The sequence below is a fragment of the Sphingomonas sp. PP-F2F-G114-C0414 genome (genome assembly GCF_003688595.1).
Taxonomy (GTDB): domain Bacteria; phylum Pseudomonadota; class Alphaproteobacteria; order Sphingomonadales; family Sphingomonadaceae; genus Sphingomonas.
The window spans coordinates 1-15920 of record NZ_RCWT01000001.1; the positions used below are offsets into that span (position 1 = coordinate 1).

General features: G+C 63.3%; 21 protein-coding genes. 5 read left to right on the forward strand and 16 right to left on the reverse strand.

Features of this window, described 5'->3' with window-relative positions:
• The 3 genes from C8J47_RS00005 to C8J47_RS00015 form a co-directional block, all read left to right on the forward strand.
• On the forward strand, positions 1–210 hold a 210-nt coding region (locus C8J47_RS00005; RefSeq protein WP_147454239.1), incomplete at its 5' end, for an integrase core domain-containing protein.
• 56 nt (positions 211–266) lie between these two features.
• Positions 267–584 (forward strand): DUF6118 family protein, encoded by a 318-nt coding sequence (locus C8J47_RS00010; RefSeq protein WP_056056339.1) that lies wholly within the window; start codon positions 267–269, stop codon positions 582–584.
• A complete protein-coding gene (locus C8J47_RS00015; RefSeq protein WP_056056337.1) occupies positions 581–766 on the forward strand; it encodes a hypothetical protein in 186 nt (61 codons plus the stop codon). Before C8J47_RS00010 ends, C8J47_RS00015 begins: the two co-directional genes overlap by 4 nt.
• A 12-nt stretch (positions 767–778) precedes the next feature.
• Here the strand turns inward: C8J47_RS00015 and C8J47_RS00020 are convergent, their stop codons facing one another.
• From C8J47_RS00020 to C8J47_RS00060, 9 genes are all read right to left on the reverse strand, one after another.
• Positions 779–1060, reverse strand: a complete 282-nt coding sequence (locus tag C8J47_RS00020; protein WP_201780754.1) for a hypothetical protein — start codon at positions 1058–1060, stop codon at positions 779–781.
• Positions 1061–1154: 94 nt separating this feature from the next.
• The gene (locus tag C8J47_RS00025; protein ID WP_056056335.1) at positions 1155–1445 is read right to left on the reverse strand and encodes an I78 family peptidase inhibitor; all 291 of its coding nucleotides are present in this window, start codon (positions 1443–1445) and stop codon (positions 1155–1157) included.
• Between the two features lie 147 nt (positions 1446–1592).
• Entirely contained in the window at positions 1593–2447 is an 855-nt protein-coding gene (locus tag C8J47_RS00030; protein ID WP_121883972.1) for a hypothetical protein, read from the reverse strand.
• Between the two features lie 158 nt (positions 2448–2605).
• On the reverse strand, positions 2606–3178 hold the full coding sequence (locus C8J47_RS00035; protein WP_056056331.1) for a putative toxin-antitoxin system toxin component, PIN family: 573 nt from the start codon (positions 3176–3178) through the stop codon (positions 2606–2608).
• Positions 3178–3660, reverse strand: coding sequence for a helix-turn-helix domain-containing protein (locus C8J47_RS00040; protein WP_056056328.1), 483 nt, complete (start codon positions 3658–3660; stop codon positions 3178–3180). Before C8J47_RS00040 ends, C8J47_RS00035 begins: the two co-directional genes overlap by 1 nt.
• Positions 3661–3951: 291 nt before the next feature.
• Entirely contained in the window at positions 3952–4125 is a 174-nt protein-coding gene (locus tag C8J47_RS19040) for a hypothetical protein (protein ID WP_156364443.1), read from the reverse strand.
• A 299-nt stretch (positions 4126–4424) separates the two neighbouring features.
• Positions 4425–4691 carry a hypothetical protein gene (locus C8J47_RS00050; RefSeq protein ID WP_056056324.1) on the reverse strand — a complete coding sequence of 89 codons (267 nt, stop codon included), beginning with the start codon at positions 4689–4691 and terminating at the stop codon, positions 4425–4427.
• A gap of 65 nt (positions 4692–4756) precedes the next feature.
• Positions 4757–5272: a ferritin-like domain-containing protein gene (locus C8J47_RS00055; RefSeq protein WP_121883973.1), complete on the reverse strand. Its 516-nt coding sequence runs from the start codon at positions 5270–5272 to the stop codon at positions 4757–4759.
• A 107-nt stretch (positions 5273–5379) separates the two neighbouring features.
• Positions 5380–5871 (reverse strand): nucleoside deaminase, encoded by a 492-nt coding sequence (locus tag C8J47_RS00060; protein WP_404969230.1) that lies wholly within the window; start codon positions 5869–5871, stop codon positions 5380–5382.
• Positions 5872–6226: 355 nt separating this feature from the next.
• Between C8J47_RS00060 and C8J47_RS00070 the strand changes: the two genes are divergently transcribed.
• A complete protein-coding gene (locus tag C8J47_RS00070; protein WP_121883974.1) occupies positions 6227–7036 on the forward strand; it encodes a SirB1 family protein in 810 nt (269 codons plus the stop codon).
• A 33-nt stretch (positions 7037–7069) separates the two neighbouring features.
• Here the strand turns inward: C8J47_RS00070 and C8J47_RS00075 are convergent, their stop codons facing one another.
• From C8J47_RS00075 to C8J47_RS19395, 6 genes are all read right to left on the reverse strand, one after another.
• Positions 7070–7444 (reverse strand): hypothetical protein, encoded by a 375-nt coding sequence (locus C8J47_RS00075; RefSeq protein WP_056056315.1) that lies wholly within the window; start codon positions 7442–7444, stop codon positions 7070–7072.
• A 68-nt stretch (positions 7445–7512) separates the two neighbouring features.
• Positions 7513–7800 (reverse strand): hypothetical protein, encoded by a 288-nt coding sequence (locus tag C8J47_RS00080; RefSeq protein ID WP_056056312.1) that lies wholly within the window; start codon positions 7798–7800, stop codon positions 7513–7515.
• Positions 7800–11063 carry an error-prone DNA polymerase gene (locus C8J47_RS00085; protein ID WP_121883975.1) on the reverse strand — a complete coding sequence of 1088 codons (3264 nt, stop codon included), beginning with the start codon at positions 11061–11063 and terminating at the stop codon, positions 7800–7802. The genes C8J47_RS00080 and C8J47_RS00085 overlap by 1 nt, the downstream gene beginning before the upstream one ends.
• Entirely contained in the window at positions 11060–12601 is a 1542-nt protein-coding gene (locus tag C8J47_RS00090) for a DNA polymerase Y family protein (protein WP_121883976.1), read from the reverse strand. The genes C8J47_RS00085 and C8J47_RS00090 overlap by 4 nt, the downstream gene beginning before the upstream one ends.
• 163 nt (positions 12602–12764) lie before the next feature.
• Positions 12765–13526 (reverse strand): ImuA family protein, encoded by a 762-nt coding sequence (locus C8J47_RS00095; protein WP_259467270.1) that lies wholly within the window; start codon positions 13524–13526, stop codon positions 12765–12767.
• A 454-nt stretch (positions 13527–13980) separates the two neighbouring features.
• The gene (locus C8J47_RS19395) at positions 13981–14154 is read right to left on the reverse strand and encodes a hypothetical protein (protein ID WP_259467271.1); all 174 of its coding nucleotides are present in this window, start codon (positions 14152–14154) and stop codon (positions 13981–13983) included.
• Between the two features lie 457 nt (positions 14155–14611).
• Here C8J47_RS19395 and C8J47_RS00105 point away from each other — a divergent pair, with 457 nt between their 5' ends.
• Positions 14612–15385, forward strand: coding sequence for a hypothetical protein (locus tag C8J47_RS00105; protein ID WP_056056307.1), 774 nt, complete (start codon positions 14612–14614; stop codon positions 15383–15385).
• 106 nt (positions 15386–15491) lie between these two features.
• On the opposite strand, the gene C8J47_RS18770 is transcribed toward C8J47_RS00105, so the two are convergent.
• Positions 15492–15677, reverse strand: coding sequence for a hypothetical protein (locus tag C8J47_RS18770; protein ID WP_147454240.1), 186 nt, complete (start codon positions 15675–15677; stop codon positions 15492–15494).
• Positions 15678–15920: the final 243 nt, after the last annotated feature.

The window sequence follows — 15920 nt, forward strand, 5'->3', positions numbered from 1 at the left end:
GAATCGTTCAATGGTCGCTTGCGCGACGAGTGTCTGAACGAACACCTGTTCCCCTCGCTGGCTGCGGCGAGACGGATCATCGAGGCATGGCGGACCGACTACAACACCGTGCGTCCGCACAGCAGTCTTGGCGGGATGGCACCCGCCGAGTTTACGAACCGCCCCCGCCACGGGCATATGGACACCGAAGCTAAGTTATCAGCGGCCTGAAAACGGGGAGCAGGTCACTGCCACACCGACACGCTCGATCGGTTTGGATATGGTCAGTGCTGCCGGGGTTCGTGGCGCGCAACGTCGCTCCAACGAGCAGGCACTGGCCCGAGCGGATGACGACGAGCACGCTCGGTACGGATGGCATGTGGAACGGGGCCGGGCGGCTCGGTGCGGCAGCATTGCCGGTCAATTGGGACACAATGGTGGAGGGTGCGATCATCGTGCAGGACAATCGCGATGCGGTGGACGGATGCCGCAGGGCTATGGGCAAGAACGCCAAATCCACGAAATGCACTATTACCCTGTCGCGGCCGGATACGCCGGCTGCAATCGACAGGCGGGATCAGCTGGCAAGGGAGAAGTCACAATGACGGACAGGCTTTGGAAGGTGACGGTGAGCTGCCTCTTTCCGATGGGAAAACCGCTCGAGAAGGTATTCGAGGTCCATCAAGCCACCGAAGAGGACGCGCGCGACGCGGCGCTGGGAAAGGAAGCGGTCGAGCATGGCGGATCTTCCATTCCCACGATCGTAAAGGTCGAGGAGATCGGGTAGTTTGCCACCTAGTCACAACCCTCCCTGAAAATTGAAGGTGAAGCGGTACGCGTGCATCCTAGTTCGAGGCCGCGTCGTGCGCGGGAGCGGAGTAGCCTCGACCAGCGTCAGGCTGCCGTCAGCGACATGGACGGGGACGCCGGGCTGTAGATCGAACTGTCGGGACCACCCACCCCCGAATACGGTCACCCGCACGATCAGGCGACCCGCCTGGACGCATTGCACGTCAGTCGGGCAGCGGCTGTCCTCGATCACGCGATCCGCCCGGACCCGCGGGCCGTTGACGGCTGCCATCTGTCCTAAGCGTACCGGCCCTTCCACCGGGCGGGTAGAAGCGCAGCCGATGAGAAACAGCATGGTCGGGACCATTCTTACCAACCGGTGACGCTCAGCCACAGGACGCGGCAACCACCTGACCGTTGGCGATCGTGACCGTGACGCGTTCCTCGCGGAAGTCCTTCGTGGTCGCATCACCAGGGGCGATGCGGCGTACGATCGAGCTTCCGGTCGTCCGGAGGATGGCAGCATCGTCGGGAGCGGCCTTGCCGACCAGCGTTGCTGCAGCGGCGGGGCGGCAGACCGTACGTCCGGGTTCGGTGGTTCCGGTCGTTGCACATGCGCCAAGGATGGCGAGGCCCAATACCGGCACCAGCATGCAAAACACGTTCTTCGTCATCATCGTATCTCCGTCAGCGACAGTATCCCTGTCTGTGTAACGGGGCGAAGCTGAATGGTAGACAGAGGTGGCAGGAGATGACCTTGCCGTCGATCGTTCGTCCAGGATCAGTAATTAGGGCGGTTGCCGGACCAGGATGGTAGTCTGAAGCTAGGCCAGCCCCGCCGTCTGAGCGATCATCAGTCGCCAATCCTCGGCAAGTCGTCCGTCTTCGCCGAAGTTCAACGACAACCAGGCCGGTGCCGTTCCTGCCCCGGCCTGATACTGGATCTCCAGCACATGGCTGGTGCGCGTGGTCGTCGAAGTCTGGTGCGTGGTGGTCGATTTACCTTTGGACAGCACCGCGACGTTGCGGGTGGGTGCCAAGGCATAACGCCGGCCGTGCGCGGTCGTGCTGGTGGAGGTCTGGCTGATTTTTGTCGTTATGTTGACCCGGACCTGGCGGACGGTCTGGCGGCCTGCCATCAGCAGATGCTGCCAGCGGGTTGTCGGACCGAAATAATAGACGAACCCCGTATCGGGGAACACGCCGACGAAATCATAGTCCCGACGAACCCATTGATAGCGTCCGCGGTTCATAAGTGGGGCGAAGCGCTGCACCTCCTCGACGCCAATGGCGATCAACTGCGCAGGCGTTGGATCGGTCGGCTTGCCGATGACCGCCGAGACCATGCCTGCCAGGCAGAGCGCCCCAAATCCGACGATCGCCGCCAGAATGACACCTGACACGATGTAGCCGTGGAATACGCAATACAGCAGGGTCGCCAGGGCAATCAGCCCCGGCACGGCCACCATCTGCGTCTCTCGTTTGTCTATCCTGGCCTTGATCACCTTGCCTGCCGCCACGATGCGCGCATGGGCATCGAGAAAGGTGCTGGCGGCGTGGGTCAGCAGGATTGGCTGCTCGGTCGGCAGCCCGGTGCCGATCGGACGCGGTATGCCGAAATTCAATCCTGTCATCAGTACCTCGACGATTGGGACGCCAATGTCGCCGACCGGTCTCACGGGGTCAATGCGGAGCTAGGAAGGGCGGGCGTCCGCCTCAATCAACGCTGCGCTAAAATGATCGTCTTTGATAGAACGATCAAGTGTCACAACCGGACGGTAGTGACGCTTCAGATGGGTCAACGCCTTCAACTGCTTACTAGTGTCAGAACCCTCTATCAAAATAGCTCGGCGAGGGGTTGCAGTCGGTGGCTCGCTTGGACCAAGCCGCTTTTCCGAAAGCGGTCGAGGTAATCTTCGGCGGTTACAACTGGATTGCGAAACTGACGGCGCTGGCTACCGATCGCGGTCAGAGCCTTGGCCGTATCAAGATCGATGACATTGACGATGAAGTCGTCGGGATGCTTTACCTCGATACCGTGGCGGGCAGCCACTTCGACCGGAAAATCCTTGAGGTTGTAAGTGACGATCGCATCCGCTCTGCCGTGAATCGCTGCCGCAAGAACATGGACGTCTTTGGGATCAGGCAGCGTCAGGGCAGGCATCAGCGGTTCATAGCCTTCCACCAGCGCCTCCCCGAAGCTGCCCATGTAAGCCCGCTGGCGTTGAAAATGGTCAGCTGCCAGATCGGGAAACCGCCGCCTCAGGCTTTCCTCCCACTCGGCTAAGATCGCCTCGCTCCAAAGCGGCCGGAACAGCCGGCTGGCGGCGAACCACAAAAGCGCACCCCGCACGATGGAGGGATGCATGACGTTGGCATCGAGCAGGACGGTGTAGCGGCCGACCAGCATCAGGGACGATCGAGGGGCGCGTGATCGTCGAAAAGGCCAGCTTCCTGATCCAGGTCCGCCATCCCCTGCAAGGCCTCATGCCGGGCCGCATCCATGCGGCTGCGGTAGGTCAGCACGTCGCGCCCGAGCAGCTTACGATGCGTGCCGACCATCCGGAACGGCAGGTCACCGCGTTCTACTAGTTTGATGAGGTGCGGACGCGACATGTTGAGCAGGTCGGCTGCCTGGCTGGTTGTAAGTTCTGCCTGTACTGGCACAACAGTGACGGCATGACCGTTGCCGATCTCAACCAGCATCTTGACGATGCTGTTGAACACACCAGACGGTAGGGTGATAACGTCCTCGCCTGCCCCTTCTACAGTCAGGTGAATGGGGCGGCTGGAATCTACCCTCGACAGCGCACGCGCAGCGTTACCGGCCGCCTCGATTTCGTGTGCAGTGGGCTCGTAGGCCTCGTCGATATTGAAGGCCACGGCAGCCATGTTTCGTCTCCCAGGGCGGAGGCCATCTAGTGATTGCAACTTGTAAACGCAATAAGTAAAACGAGTGTCTACGGGAAGACGTTCCACTGCGGTGATCATTAGCATGCTGAGCGGGGTTGGCGTGATCCAGTTGCTTCCCAGCTTGGGGTACCTGCCCGCCGCGCGCCAGCAGGCAGCCGATCGTCTGCATGCGCTTGTCCGGGCAGAGGCGCCATCGGCAGCGATAGCACATGCGCGCACGGAGCTCGCCTATGTCCGGCATCCCAAAGGCCCGGTGTATCAGTCGCACCTTTAACCTATCTCGGGATACGGCAGGTCGACGCGGTCATCGGTCCCAAGCAGACGCCGCTCGAGCGTGTCCGCGAGATCGGCGCCGCGCTTGGCGTCCAGATCAATGCTCAGCCGCCCCCCCAACTGCAGCGCGCGGTACGCTCGCTCGAACGACCGATCCTGCCGCAGGGCCATTCCCCTGGACAAGGATGGCTTGCCGCTTTGTTCCTCAACAACGCGCCTGGGAAAACCTAGCCGATCCGCGCCTCGCACCCGCACAAACGATCGTCGATGCGGCAATGCAGTTAGCGCGGGACCGCGGCGACAGCGCGCGCAGCATTACCGCACAAGGGGAAGCCGCGCGCCAGCGTATCGCGGATAATATCAGAACCGGTGGGACGCTCGACGCGGGTGTCGGTAGTCGCGCTCAGGACAGTAATTCCGTGTCCCCTGCCCCCGGCAAGGGACGCGATCGCTGACCTGGAAGGGGCGGTTCAATGCTCGTTGGAGTGCCGGTCTTCGGCTGGCGTGTAGTAGCGCGCGATATCCGCTTCGGTGAGCGCATGACCGCTCGATTCTTCGACAAGCGCAGCGATTTCGCCATCGGTCCTGCCAGCGTCGCGCAGCTGCTCGATCTCGTCGCTCACCATGTTGATGAAGGCCGGCACCGGGAACCGCTCCTCGCCCAGGCCCAGCGCATCGCGCATATGCTTTTGCGCACGCAAAGCTTCGGGAAGCGTGAATGCGATATCATCAGCCATCGAACGTGCCTTTTATGAAAGCGGAAAAATGGTCGGGGAGCATCGGCCCCCCGACACCGTAACGTTTATGCGGTGACCGCTTCCGCCTTGGCGTTCACGCTCGACGTTGCCATCGCCGTCAACTTGCCGTCGGTCGCATATTCCTCGTCGAGCGTCTCTTTCAGGATCGCTGCGATATCGGCGCGGCCGAGCTGGTTCGCCCAGGCGATCAGCGTACCGTACCGCGTGATCTCGTAATGCTCGACGGCCTGTGCCGACGCGATCAGCGCGGCATCGAGCACCGCCTTGTCCTCGATCTCGCCGGCGACTTCGTTGGCTTCCTTGATGATGCCGTCGATCGCCGGGCAGGTCACTGCCTTTGCCTTCTCGCCGAGCAGGTCGAAGATGCTCTCGAGGCGCGTGATCTGCCCTTCCGTCTCACGCAGATGGGTTTCGAAGCCCTGCTTCAGGGCTGGCGCCGTCGCCTTGTCGACCATCTTCGGCAACGCCTTGGTGATCTGGCTTTCCGCGTAATAAACGTCCTGCAGCTGATGCAGGAACAGGTCGTCGAACGTCACGATGTCTTTGGAAAACAAGCCCATGATAGTGTCCTCGCTGAGCGGATAGCCGCGAAGTAAACTGCTCCGGCACCGCCGCAACGCGCCGACTCCAGGGTAAGTTTCGTTCGGTTTAGCGCAGCCGCAGCACGCTATAGATTTGCCTGCTCGTCGACTGGCAGCTCTGCGTCCGGACCATAATAGAGCTTGGCGCAGTCGTCGCGAAGGCAGCCTCCCTCAATGACGATATCGTCGCGGTAGGCGTCGCCGATGAACGTCAGCGTGTCGACGTGCTGTGCTTCGAAATACATCTCGTGGACATCATCGCGGCCCGCCCCGTAAACAACGCGCCCGACCTTCGACCAGATCGACGCCATCGTGCACATGCCGCAGGGCTGCAGCGTGGAGTAGAGCGTCGCACCGCGCAGCTCCAATTCCCCGGTGCTTTCACACGCCCGTCTGATCGCCATCATCTCGGCATGCGCGGTTGCGTCCGGCAATTCCATGGTCTGATTGCGCTCGCCCGCGATAACCTTGCCATCGAGTACGATCACGCACCCCAGCGGTGAGGTCGAGGGGTCGGATCCCTTCGACCGGGCGATCGTGATCGCTTCGCGCATCCAGCGTTCGTCATCCTGCGTCATCATCTTGGCTCCCTGTCACCGTCTTACAACACGCAGCGGACACAATGGATCGTTCGGCGCGGTCATTTCGAATGCCAAGGATAGCCGAATGCTACCGTTCCTTGCTGCGTGTCGGGAAGACAGGCCCCCGGACGGTCATTTTGGCAGGGTCGTAGGGTTTCTGCAGGCCAACGATATCGTCGTAGGTTTCACGCAGCCAGTATCAATGTCGGTAGGGTCCAGGATCGTGATCAGGGGCGGAACCGGCTGTGCCGCACAGTCGCTGCTCACGTATCATAAACTGGTCATGGATCAGGCGCGCCGTATCCTGGCGTCGCCATAGAAACCGTCGAAGCAGCCTCCCATCTAACGACTCATGACCAATAGCATTCTTCATCTCGGGCTGATGGAAGACACAGAGATCGAGCTTGATCTGGCTGCAATTGAACTCGCAGCGCTCGATCACCCCGGTGTCGATCTCGATGAATATATCGACGAGCTGACCGACATAGAAATAGCCCTGCGCGCTGCTGACGGCGATGCAGTGGGCAGCGCTGCTCAGGCCCAAGCCCTGAGCAGCGTGATGGTTGAAGAGTTCGGATTCTCCGGCGACCGTACGCACTACGACGATCCCCAGAATGCGGACCTGATTGCTGTCGTCGATCGCAGGCTCGGTCTGCCGATCAGTCTGTCGATCCTCTATGTGGCGATGGCACGACGTCTCGGATGGTCGGCAATGCCGCTCAATACCCCCGGTCACGTCCTGGTGCGCCTTGGCGACGCGTCGGATGCGCTGATCATCGATCCCTTCAACGATGGTCGCATCGTCGCCCCGGAACAGGTGCAAGCGTTGTTGGAGCAGATGACGGGTCAGGCGCGGTTTTCCGACGGGATGCTTCCCCTGTCGAACCGATCGGCGCTCGTTCGACTGTTGCTTAACCAGGCAACCCGTGCCGAGCAGGCTGGCAACCCTGCGCGCGCACTGGTCCTGTACGATCGCATGACGATCGTGGCACCTACGCATGCCCATGGTTGGTGGGAGCGCGCCAGACTTCAGCTGGTCGCAGGTGATGTGGCCGGCGCCCGCAGCAGCCTCAGTGCGATGTTGGAGATCACCCGGGACGACGATCTGCGCCTGCAGGTATCGGCAGCGCTCGATGCCCTTCCCCGGCCAACGCCGTCATGAAAGTCGGGGCGGACTGGCTCTCGCCGTAATGGCTTATCCGAAGCGCGTCCATCGGCGCTCATGCCACGCCCGGGACTGAACCCTGTCTCCGAACCGCCAGAACCGAGTTTCCCGGGTGTGGTGACCTGCACGAACGAGGGTCCAACATTCACCCGTCGGCAGTTCGACGATGCGGTGAATGTGCGCGGCGTCGACATGGTAGGTTTTGCCCGGGATGCGGTGGACGAGTTCGCTATGCCAACCGCCGCTCGGATCCAGGTGGAACACCTCTTCGACATAGCCGCCATCGAGGATCTCCGTCTCGAAACTCCAAGGGTGATCATGCGGCGTGGCGTGCGGCTCTTCCATCTTGAACCGGTGCAGCGCGCGGCCGTCGTCGAGATGATATTTGGTGAACGCCCGCGACATGCGCTCAACGCTGACGATCCGCGTGCCTTCGGGAACGCGAGCAATGGCTGCTCGCGGTAGTCGCATACTCACGGTTCGGTTACCTCTTCATAACAGCCGGCGCGCCGCAGCTGGCGGACGATCCCGTTGAACGCCGCGGTCACGCCCTGTGCCCTGCCGATCTCGTTCTCTTGGGCTGCGGCATCCCAGTAGAGTTCGAGCGGCCAGCGTTCCGGGCAGTGCGGCAGCAGGCAGCGCAGCGCCAACCGGATTTCGACGACATCGACGCGAGCGTCCGAGCAACGCGCAACGCCGCCCCGCAAGATATGCACCGATAGTGCGATGACAACGCGCTGATGACGGACGAGCTTGGCCATCAGTGGAAGTCGTGAGATTTGAACTTCACGACAGCTTCCGGATCCATGCCGTCCGCATGGGGTGGCCAGTAGGAATTGCGCGGGTTCGGGCTCCAGCCCTTGTCCCCGCGGTCGGGGGAGCCGGCATGCTTCGCGCCGTCACCGCGGCCGGTCCGGTGCGGGAACGACATCTCGCCGACCCGGTGCAGCAGATCGCCGTGGTCGATGATCCGGTCGCAGATGACGTGGATGACCTCACCTTCCTTCTGCACCCTGCCCTTCATGCCGATCATCGACGCGGACATGACGGTGCGGCGCTGCCGCTCGAACCGATCGGGCCACAGAATGCCGTTGGCGATTCCGGTCTCGTCTTCGATCGTGATGAACAGCACACCCTTGGCAGACCCGGGCTTTTGGCGAACGAGGATGATGCCGGCGACCTCGACATGCCGTCCGTCACGGATCGTCGCCAAGTCCGCGCATTTGGTCACGCCGCGTCTGGCCAGCTCATCACGGACGAAGGTCAGCGGATGCGCGCGCAGCGAGAGTTGCAGCGCGCGGTAGTCCTCGATCACCTCACGACCGTCGGTCAGTGGGCGCAGTTCGACATCCGGTTCAATCCCTTCCGCGCTGACCGCCTGATCCGCGCGGTCGGCCGCGGCGAACAGCGGCAACGGCGCTTCGCCGAGCCCCCTCACCTTCCACAAGCCTTGCCGACGATCGGCACCGAAGCTGTGGAAGGCATCGCCATCCGCAAGCTTCTCGATCGCGGCGCGCTGCACGCCTGATCGGCGCCATACGTCCTCCACGCTCTCGAACGCGGTCAGCTCGCGCGCACCGACGATCTTGGCGCCGTCCGCGTTGGACAGCCCGCGGATCTGCCGGAGCCCCAGCCGTACGGCGAGGTACCGCCCGCCATACGGCTCCAGCGTGCAGTCCCAGCGGCTTGCGTTGACGCAAGGGGGGCGAACCACAACGCCGTGCTCGCGCGCATCGCGTACGATCTGTGCGGGCGCATAGAAGCCCATCGGTTGCGCGTTCATGAGGCTCGCGCAGAATACGTCCGGGTGATGATGCTTCATCCACGACGAGGCGTAGGAGATCTTGGCGAACGACGCCGCGTGGCTTTCGGGAAAGCCGTAAGAGCCAAAGCCCTCGAGCTGCCGGAAGGTGCGCTCGGCAAACTCACGCGGGTAGCCACGCTCGACCATGCCCCCGATCAGCTTTTCACTGAAGTGCGACACGCCGCCTGTGAATTTGAACGTCGCCATGGCGCGACGCAGCTGATCGGCTTCGGCCGGCGTGAACCCGGCACCGACAATCGCGACCTTCATCGCCTGTTCCTGGAACAGCGGCACGCCGAGCGTCTTTTCCAGCACCCCGCGCAGCTCGGGCCGTGGGTATTCCGGCTTCTCCAGCCCTTCGCGCCGGCGCAGATACGGGTGGACCATGTCGCCCTGGATCGGTCCTGGTCGTACGATCGCAACCTGAATGACGAGATCATAGAAGCGCCGCGGCTTCATGCGCGGCAGCATCGACATCTGCGCGCGGCTCTCGATCTGGAAGGTGCCGAGCGTGTCGGCCTTCGAGATCATCGCATAGACGTCGGGATCGTCGTCCTGCAGGTCGGCCAGGCCAACGCACAGCCCCTTGTCCGCCTCGAGCATGTTGAAGGCGCGGTTCATGCAGCCGAGCATGCCGAGACCCAGCACGTCGACCTTCATGAACTTCAGCGCGTCGATGTCGTCCTTGTCCCATTCGATGATCTGCCGGTCTTCCATCGCAGCGGGTTCGATCGGGACCAGATCGTCGAGACGGTCATGGGTGAGCACGAAGCCGCCCGGGTGCTGCGACATGTGGCGGGGCACGCCAATCAGCTTGCGGGCGAGCTCGAGCGTGAGGCGCAGGCGACGATCGCCGATGTCGAGGTTCAATTCGTTGACCTGCTTTTCGCCGACGCCTTCGGCCGACCAGCCCCAGACCTGGCCGGCCAATGACGAGGTCAGGTTTTCGGGCAAGCCGAGCGCCTTGCCGACGTCGCGCACCGCGCCGCGCGCCCGGTAGCGTGTGACGACCGCGGTCAACGCCGAGTGGTTGCGGCCATAGGTTTCGTAGATCCACTGGATGATCTCTTCGCGACGCTCATGCTCGAAATCGACGTCGATATCGGGCGGCTCGCGGCGCTCGCCACTGACGAACCGCTCGAACAGCAACTCATGCTTGATCGGGTCGATCGAGGTGACGCCTAGCACGAAGCAGACGCAGGAATTGGCAGCCGAACCGCGCCCCTGGCACAGGATCCCGCGCCGGCGCGCCTCGCGGACGATCGCGTAAACGGTCAGGAAATACGGCGCATAGCCGAGCTCGCCGATCAGCCGCATCTCGTGGGCGATCTGCTCGGTATAGGCAGCCGGCACCGCGCCGTTGAACATGGCAGCGACAGCGTCTTCCGCCAGCTTCTGCAAGGCTTCTTGCGCGGTCAGCCCGTCGATCAGCCGCTCGTGCGGATACTGATAGGCCAGTTCACCTAGATCGAAGGTACACAGACGCGCGATGTCGACGCTCGCGCGTAGCGCATCGGGATACGCCTTGAACCGCCGGACCATTTCGTCGGGGGATTTGAGCGCACGGTCGGCATTGACCTCACGCCGGTAGCCGAGTTCGTCGACAGTGCATTTCTCGCGCACGGCCGTCACCACGTCCTGGAGCAGCCTTGCTTCGGGCGCGTGGTAGAGGACATCCCCCGTCACCACCGCACGAACGCCAGCGCCGCCCGCCTGCCGCGCCAGCGCGTCGATCCGCACGGCATCGTCCGGCCGGCGCCGCTGGAACAGTGCCATATACCCGCGACGGCCATAGAGAGTCTTCAGGTCCGCGAGCGCTGCCAGATTATCCTCGTCTGCCTCGTGCGGCAGCAGGATGGCGATCATGCCCTCCGACCAGGGTTCGAGGTCATGCCAGTGGAGAAGACACCCGCCCTTCCCCGCCCGCTTCTTGCCCACTGTCAGCAGACGCGTCAGGCGCGACCAGGCGGGGCGGTTGGTCGGGTAGAGCAGCAACTGCCGGCCGCAGGATAGATTGACGCGTGTGCCGGCGATCGAGCGTATGCCCGTCGCCTTCTGCGCTTCCCAGGCGCGCACCACGCCCGCGACGGTGCCGATGTCGCTGACCCCGATCGAGGGATAGCCAAGCAGCGCCGCAGCCGCGAACAACTCCTCGGGGCTCGACGCGCCGCGCAGCAGTGAGAAATGCGTGAGGACCTGAAGTTCGACATAGTCGGTCATGCGAACACGCCGTGCATCCACCAGCTGAGATCGCCGGTATCCTCGACGAACCCGTCGCCACGCCGGAACACCCAGTAGCGACCGCCGGTATCGTCCTCGACGCGGTAATAGTCGCGGACAGCCCACACTTCCGCGTCACGGCGCCACCACTCACCGTGGATCCGCTCGGGGCCGTCGCCAGCGACGACCTTGTGCGGCCGGCCGCGCCACTCGAACCGCCGGGGCGGCTGATCGGGCATCAGCGCGATCACGCCCCACAGCGGTTCGGGCCTCGTCAGCAGGCGCGTCGGTCGGCGCCATTTCGGCCAGCCCGCGGGCGCCACCACCGGGTCGGCCCGCATGACGGCACGCTCAGGCACATGACTTTCGACCGGCGCGATCCGGAATACGGCGTCAGCGCCGATGCGGCCGGCAACGACGTCGACGAGACGGGCCGGATCACGCACGAGAACCTCACCGGCGAGAACCGCGCCGAGATCGACCGCGTCGAGCGGCTCGGTGTGCGGCGCCGCCAGATAAAATTGCTCGAGCCCCAGTCCTGGATCGATCCGTTCGATCCTGAGCTTCATGAGCCGCAGCAGGTGCGAGACCTCGCGCGTCGGGCGTGAGGTGCCGACGGCGACGACCTGCTCGCTGCCATCGACGCGTAAGCCACCGAGGCGCAGCGACCGTCCGCCGAGTCCCTTTGCGCGCAGCAGTTCGGCCATGTCGCCGAGCAGATCCTCCATGACCTGCGCGATCGCGTCTGCGGTGACGATCGGTTCGAGCAGCCGGCGCTCGACGATCGGCATGACCTCGTCGGTGCGCGGCGTGATAGGTTCGGCGACCGCGCCGAGTGCCTGATCGAGCCGCGTGATCGCAGCCAGCCCGAGCCGGCGTGCCAAAGGCCCGCGCGCGACCGGTAGAAGATCGGCGACGCGTTCGAAGCCGAACTTGCGGGCGGCAACGAGCGCGGTGCCTGCTAGGCGCAAGGCCGCGACCGGTAGGCCGCTGAGCGCTTCGACCGTCCGCCCTGTGGGCACGATCGCGATGTCGGCAGGCCCGAACCGGGCAATAGCGTGGGCCGCGCCCGGTGTGTCTGCAACCGCCACGCGCGCGGTGAACCCGGCACGCTGGCAAAACGCGCGCAGACGCCGGCAGAACCGTTCTTCCCCGCCATGGAGATGCGCACAGCCGGTCAGGTCGAGCCATAGCCCGTCGGGCGGTGTGGCGGCTGCGATCGGCGACCAGCGGCGCACCGCGCGTAGCACGAGCTGATCCAGCATCGCGGCATCCGCCTCGGTCTCGGAAGGTCGGATGTCGAGATCGGACACCAGCGCACGCGCATGGGTCGCGGCCATCCCGATCGTGATCCCTAACGCGGCAGCGCCATCGCAGGCGGCAACCACCTCTTCGCGCCGGCCGACCTTGCCCACCAGCGCGAGCGGCGCCCTGTGGAACGCGGCAACGGTCGCCGCGACCCTGTCGTGACTGTCGGCTTGCGCAAACCCATGAAACGGATGGTTCGCCGCCTCCGATCGTCGGCCAAGTTCACGCATGGGTGGTTTCGCATGCGCGGGTAGCGCTTCGATCTCACCTTCCACATCCTGCCTGGTTGGCATGTCGGCACGAGCCCACCGCGCACCCGGCCGCCACCCGCCGCCCCGCGGTACCGAACACGCACCGGGATCGTCGTCGACGGGAAGCTGAAGGGCAGGCCGCTCAGGCGGCCGCGTGGCGTGCCGGTCCAGCCGTCTCAGCCGCTCGATGGCCAAGTGCGGCAGGAACAGCGAGACAACCCGTCTCATCGCAGCCCTCCAAAATCATCGAAAATGCTTCGCCGCCACGCTGCCGTGCGACCGCGACCTGCCACCGGGATCGGCCGACGCCGGCGACACCCAGGGGCTCGGACGACGCACTGGCGATCCGCCAGCGGGTCCAGGCCGCAGACGGCTCGGCGAGCGGATCCTGGTCGCGATTACGTCTGCGTCGCAGGATGAGAACGGGAATGTCGGCGTCGGCCGCGACCAGTTGCAGGCGCCGGGTCGCGACCATCGCCATCCGGCTAACCTCGGCGATCACCGCCGACGGCGTTCCGTCGCGCACCGCGTCTTCGACGACGGCCAGCAAGGCTGCATCGTCACGGGGTTGTGCGTGAATCAAGTCGGCAGATGATAGCCCCGCCTGCTCCAAGCCCGGCGCATAGAGATCGTTGCGACAGCTCACCCACAGCACCGGTCCGCCGGTTTGGGCTGCCTCTCGCGCGGCAATGCCCGCCAGGAACAGCGTTGCTGCGGCATCGTCGACCATCGAACAGCTTTGTGCGGCGACCTCGTGCAGCGCTCCAGCGCGAAGGCCCCTGCTTGCGAGGCGATCGTCGAGCGCAGGGATACCGAATGGCATGATGCGGTGATCCACCACAGGCGTGGCGATTGTCCGCAGGTGGGCGATGGTGGTCGGCAGGGACTCGAGGGCGGTGATCATGATGTCTAGACTCTACCTGTTCCCTTTATGTTCCGTTACCAGAACCGTTTGGTCAAGCGTCAGACTCGATACTCATGTGGATAAGGTTCCAGCTACTGACGCTGCGAAGCACGTTTTGCTATGGGCTGCGGAGCCGCGCTAACGCCCTTGCGAATATGCAAACGACGGCCGTTGGGCATGGCGATCGGCGTGGGGAATCCGGCCCGTTTCCCGCGCAGTCGTACCTTCGTCAGTAACCCTGTCGTCGAGCTCGGCAGGGAATGAATTTGGCCACAACCTTCTGCCAAGTGCATGAAATGCAATCCAGATTAGACAGATTTGCATTCGCCATTGCCCTGCCTGGCGGATACCAAGGTGACGCCTTTCAGGCATCCTCTCCTAAAACCTCCCGGGTCGCTTTTGGCGGCCCCTTTTTTTGTCTGAACCCAGGCCGCTCAGCGTATCCGGTGCTCCGCTACCGGACGCTCGCGTATAGTGATCTACTGTCGTCGAGCATGCTGATGGGTGTCGGCGTGATCCAGTCCGCCCCTCGCATCGGATATGGGCCGTAGAACAGATCGCCGAGCGCACGCCGGTAATGCGCGTTCATCCAACGTCGACGGCGATGCTCAGGACCGTCGTAAATCATGTGGCAGCGCTGGCAGAGCGCTGCCAGCTGGTGAAGCGCGCTGTCGCTGGGATCATGATTGAGATGCGCGCAGGCCAAGACCACCGGTGTCCATTTTCCCATCTGAAGGATGTTCTCAGTCGGTCGACGAACACGCCGGCCGTCGCCGTCACGCCAATACGACCTGCCTTTGTCCCACCAGCGTCCGTCTCCGAGGTGGAAGACCCGCTGCCCATGTGGGCGCCCGCAATGTTCGCAGCGTCCGCCTGCCCGTACGAAGCGGACCAAATGCGATAGCTGGGGCCAGTCGATGGGATACAAGAAGACATGTTCGGGGCGGATCGGCATCGGTCCGGTCTACCAACATCATCGTTAGCGGTATGTCTATGACGTTCTGACGCTTCGATGTTCTTGGTATGTCCTACAGCCACGTAATCGTGCATTCGACAGCCAGCTGAGTCGAAACGGATCGAATGCGATGGGCTATTCAGGAACACACTGGCCGGAAGGGCTGAACGACGAAGAGGCGCTGCAGCGTCTGCAAACTCTATGTCTGGGTGCCTGCGATGGGATCCAGGATCTGGCGGACGACACGCGCTACAAGGCGCTGCGCCGGGCGCTGCTTGGCCGGACCGACCTGCGACCGTTGGCGCCGGCCTTTGTCGCGGCGCAGCCGAGCCTTGAGGCGTTTGTACGCCATGCTCGGGAAACGAAGGATCGCACCCTGCGGCGTGAGATGGTCCGTGAGCAGTTCAAGGCGCTCTGGGACGAGGTTCGCGGACCGGATGCCGTCAGTTCGGCGACATGGACCGGGCGCCCTTCTCTGCGCGAGCATGCCGCTGTCATTCAGGCGTTAGCGCCTGTTGCCCTGGAAGCCGTGCAACGGCTGATCGACGATGAAGAACTCGCCCGCGACAACGGTGGACCGGTCGATGCCGATCGCGCGGTAGCGCTGCAGCAACTGAAGGCGCTGCATCGTGCGCTGGGCGATCTGATCGCGGCAGTCGATCAAGGTCGATCGCTCGAGCCGGTGTTCGAACGGCTTCGGCTTGTCCGCCAAGAGGCGAAAGTCGCGATCGGTAAGGCAACGGCCGCGCTACCGGTGACGACTTCGGCGCTGATCGCGTTCGGCAGCGTCGTTGGTATTGTGGAGTTTTTCGTCGGCAATGTCGTTGTTGCGGTCGCTGCCGGGGGGATCGCAGGCAATACGCTCAAGGACGCGATGCTAAAGAAAGAAGTCGCTCCCAGCTGATAACCTCGGTTTGCAGTTCATTAGAAACGTCTTGGCGTCGCCAAAACGGGGTGGGACGTTTCGATTACACATTCACAGAAAAAGTTCGGAACGTCCCGCCCCAATTTCAATACAATCCGCCCTCTTCTCTCTCCTCGGCTCCTTCCTTCTGAGCTTCCTCGAGATCGTCTGAGCGCTGTACGTCTTGCGCCGGTTTGTCTTCTAGACTATCTTCTGGACCGTTGTCGCTATCTGGCAGTTCGTTGACGTCGGTTTCAAAACCAGGTTCTTCGTCGTGCGGGGTAATCGGCATTGTTGCTCTCCTTGATTACATCAAACGATCCAACAAACCGCTGAGTTGCGAACCGGCCGACGATACCGGTACCTGCCGGTGATCACTCGCCAATATGCGCACGATGATATCGGGATGGAACCGGTGGCGCGTCGCCCGTGGCCTGGATATAGCCCCGGAAATGAGCTTATCCCCACGTGCCTTGCGCCGTCTCGTTATCGCCGTTGTCCTGCCGCTGCTGGCAGCACCGTTACCTGTCAACGG

What these genes read in the sequence shown, in the direction of transcription:
- C8J47_RS00040 (WP_056056328.1), bottom strand. Translation starts at nt 3,660, where the DNA reads ATGGCTGCCGTGGCCTTCAATATCGACGAGGCCTACGAGCCCACTGCA.
- C8J47_RS00080 (WP_056056312.1), bottom strand. Translation starts at nt 7,800, where the DNA reads ATGGCCAAGCTCGTCCGTCATCAGCGCGTTGTCATCGCACTATCGGTG.
- C8J47_RS18770 (WP_147454240.1), bottom strand. Translation starts at nt 15,677, where the DNA reads ATGCCGATTACCCCGCACGACGAAGAACCTGGTTTTGAAACCGACGTC.
- C8J47_RS00090 (WP_121883976.1), bottom strand. Translation starts at nt 12,601, where the DNA reads ATGCGTGAACTTGGCCGACGATCGGAGGCGGCGAACCATCCGTTTCAT.
- C8J47_RS00060 (WP_404969230.1), bottom strand. Translation starts at nt 5,871, where the DNA reads ATGACGCAGGATGACGAACGCTGGATGCGCGAAGCGATCACGATCGCC.
- C8J47_RS00095 (WP_259467270.1), bottom strand. Translation starts at nt 13,526, where the DNA reads ATGATCACCGCCCTCGAGTCCCTGCCGACCACCATCGCCCACCTGCGG.
- C8J47_RS00075 (WP_056056315.1), bottom strand. Translation starts at nt 7,444, where the DNA reads ATGTCGCGGGCGTTCACCAAATATCATCTCGACGACGGCCGCGCGCTG.
- C8J47_RS00055 (WP_121883973.1), bottom strand. Translation starts at nt 5,272, where the DNA reads ATGGGCTTGTTTTCCAAAGACATCGTGACGTTCGACGACCTGTTCCTG.
- C8J47_RS00020 (WP_201780754.1), bottom strand. Translation starts at nt 1,060, where the DNA reads ATGGCAGCCGTCAACGGCCCGCGGGTCCGGGCGGATCGCGTGATCGAG.
- C8J47_RS00035 (WP_056056331.1), bottom strand. Translation starts at nt 3,178, where the DNA reads ATGCTGGTCGGCCGCTACACCGTCCTGCTCGATGCCAACGTCATGCAT.
- C8J47_RS00085 (WP_121883975.1), bottom strand. Translation starts at nt 11,063, where the DNA reads ATGACCGACTATGTCGAACTTCAGGTCCTCACGCATTTCTCACTGCTG.
- C8J47_RS00025 (WP_056056335.1), bottom strand. Translation starts at nt 1,445, where the DNA reads ATGATGACGAAGAACGTGTTTTGCATGCTGGTGCCGGTATTGGGCCTC.
- C8J47_RS00070 (WP_121883974.1), top strand. Translation starts at nt 6,227, where the DNA reads ATGACCAATAGCATTCTTCATCTCGGGCTGATGGAAGACACAGAGATC.
- C8J47_RS00015 (WP_056056337.1), top strand. Translation starts at nt 581, where the DNA reads ATGACGGACAGGCTTTGGAAGGTGACGGTGAGCTGCCTCTTTCCGATG.
- C8J47_RS00105 (WP_056056307.1), top strand. Translation starts at nt 14,612, where the DNA reads ATGGGCTATTCAGGAACACACTGGCCGGAAGGGCTGAACGACGAAGAG.
- C8J47_RS19040 (WP_156364443.1), bottom strand. Translation starts at nt 4,125, where the DNA reads ATGGCCCTGCGGCAGGATCGGTCGTTCGAGCGAGCGTACCGCGCGCTG.
- C8J47_RS19395 (WP_259467271.1), bottom strand. Translation starts at nt 14,154, where the DNA reads ATGATTTACGACGGTCCTGAGCATCGCCGTCGACGTTGGATGAACGCG.
- C8J47_RS00050 (WP_056056324.1), bottom strand. Translation starts at nt 4,691, where the DNA reads ATGGCTGATGATATCGCATTCACGCTTCCCGAAGCTTTGCGTGCGCAA.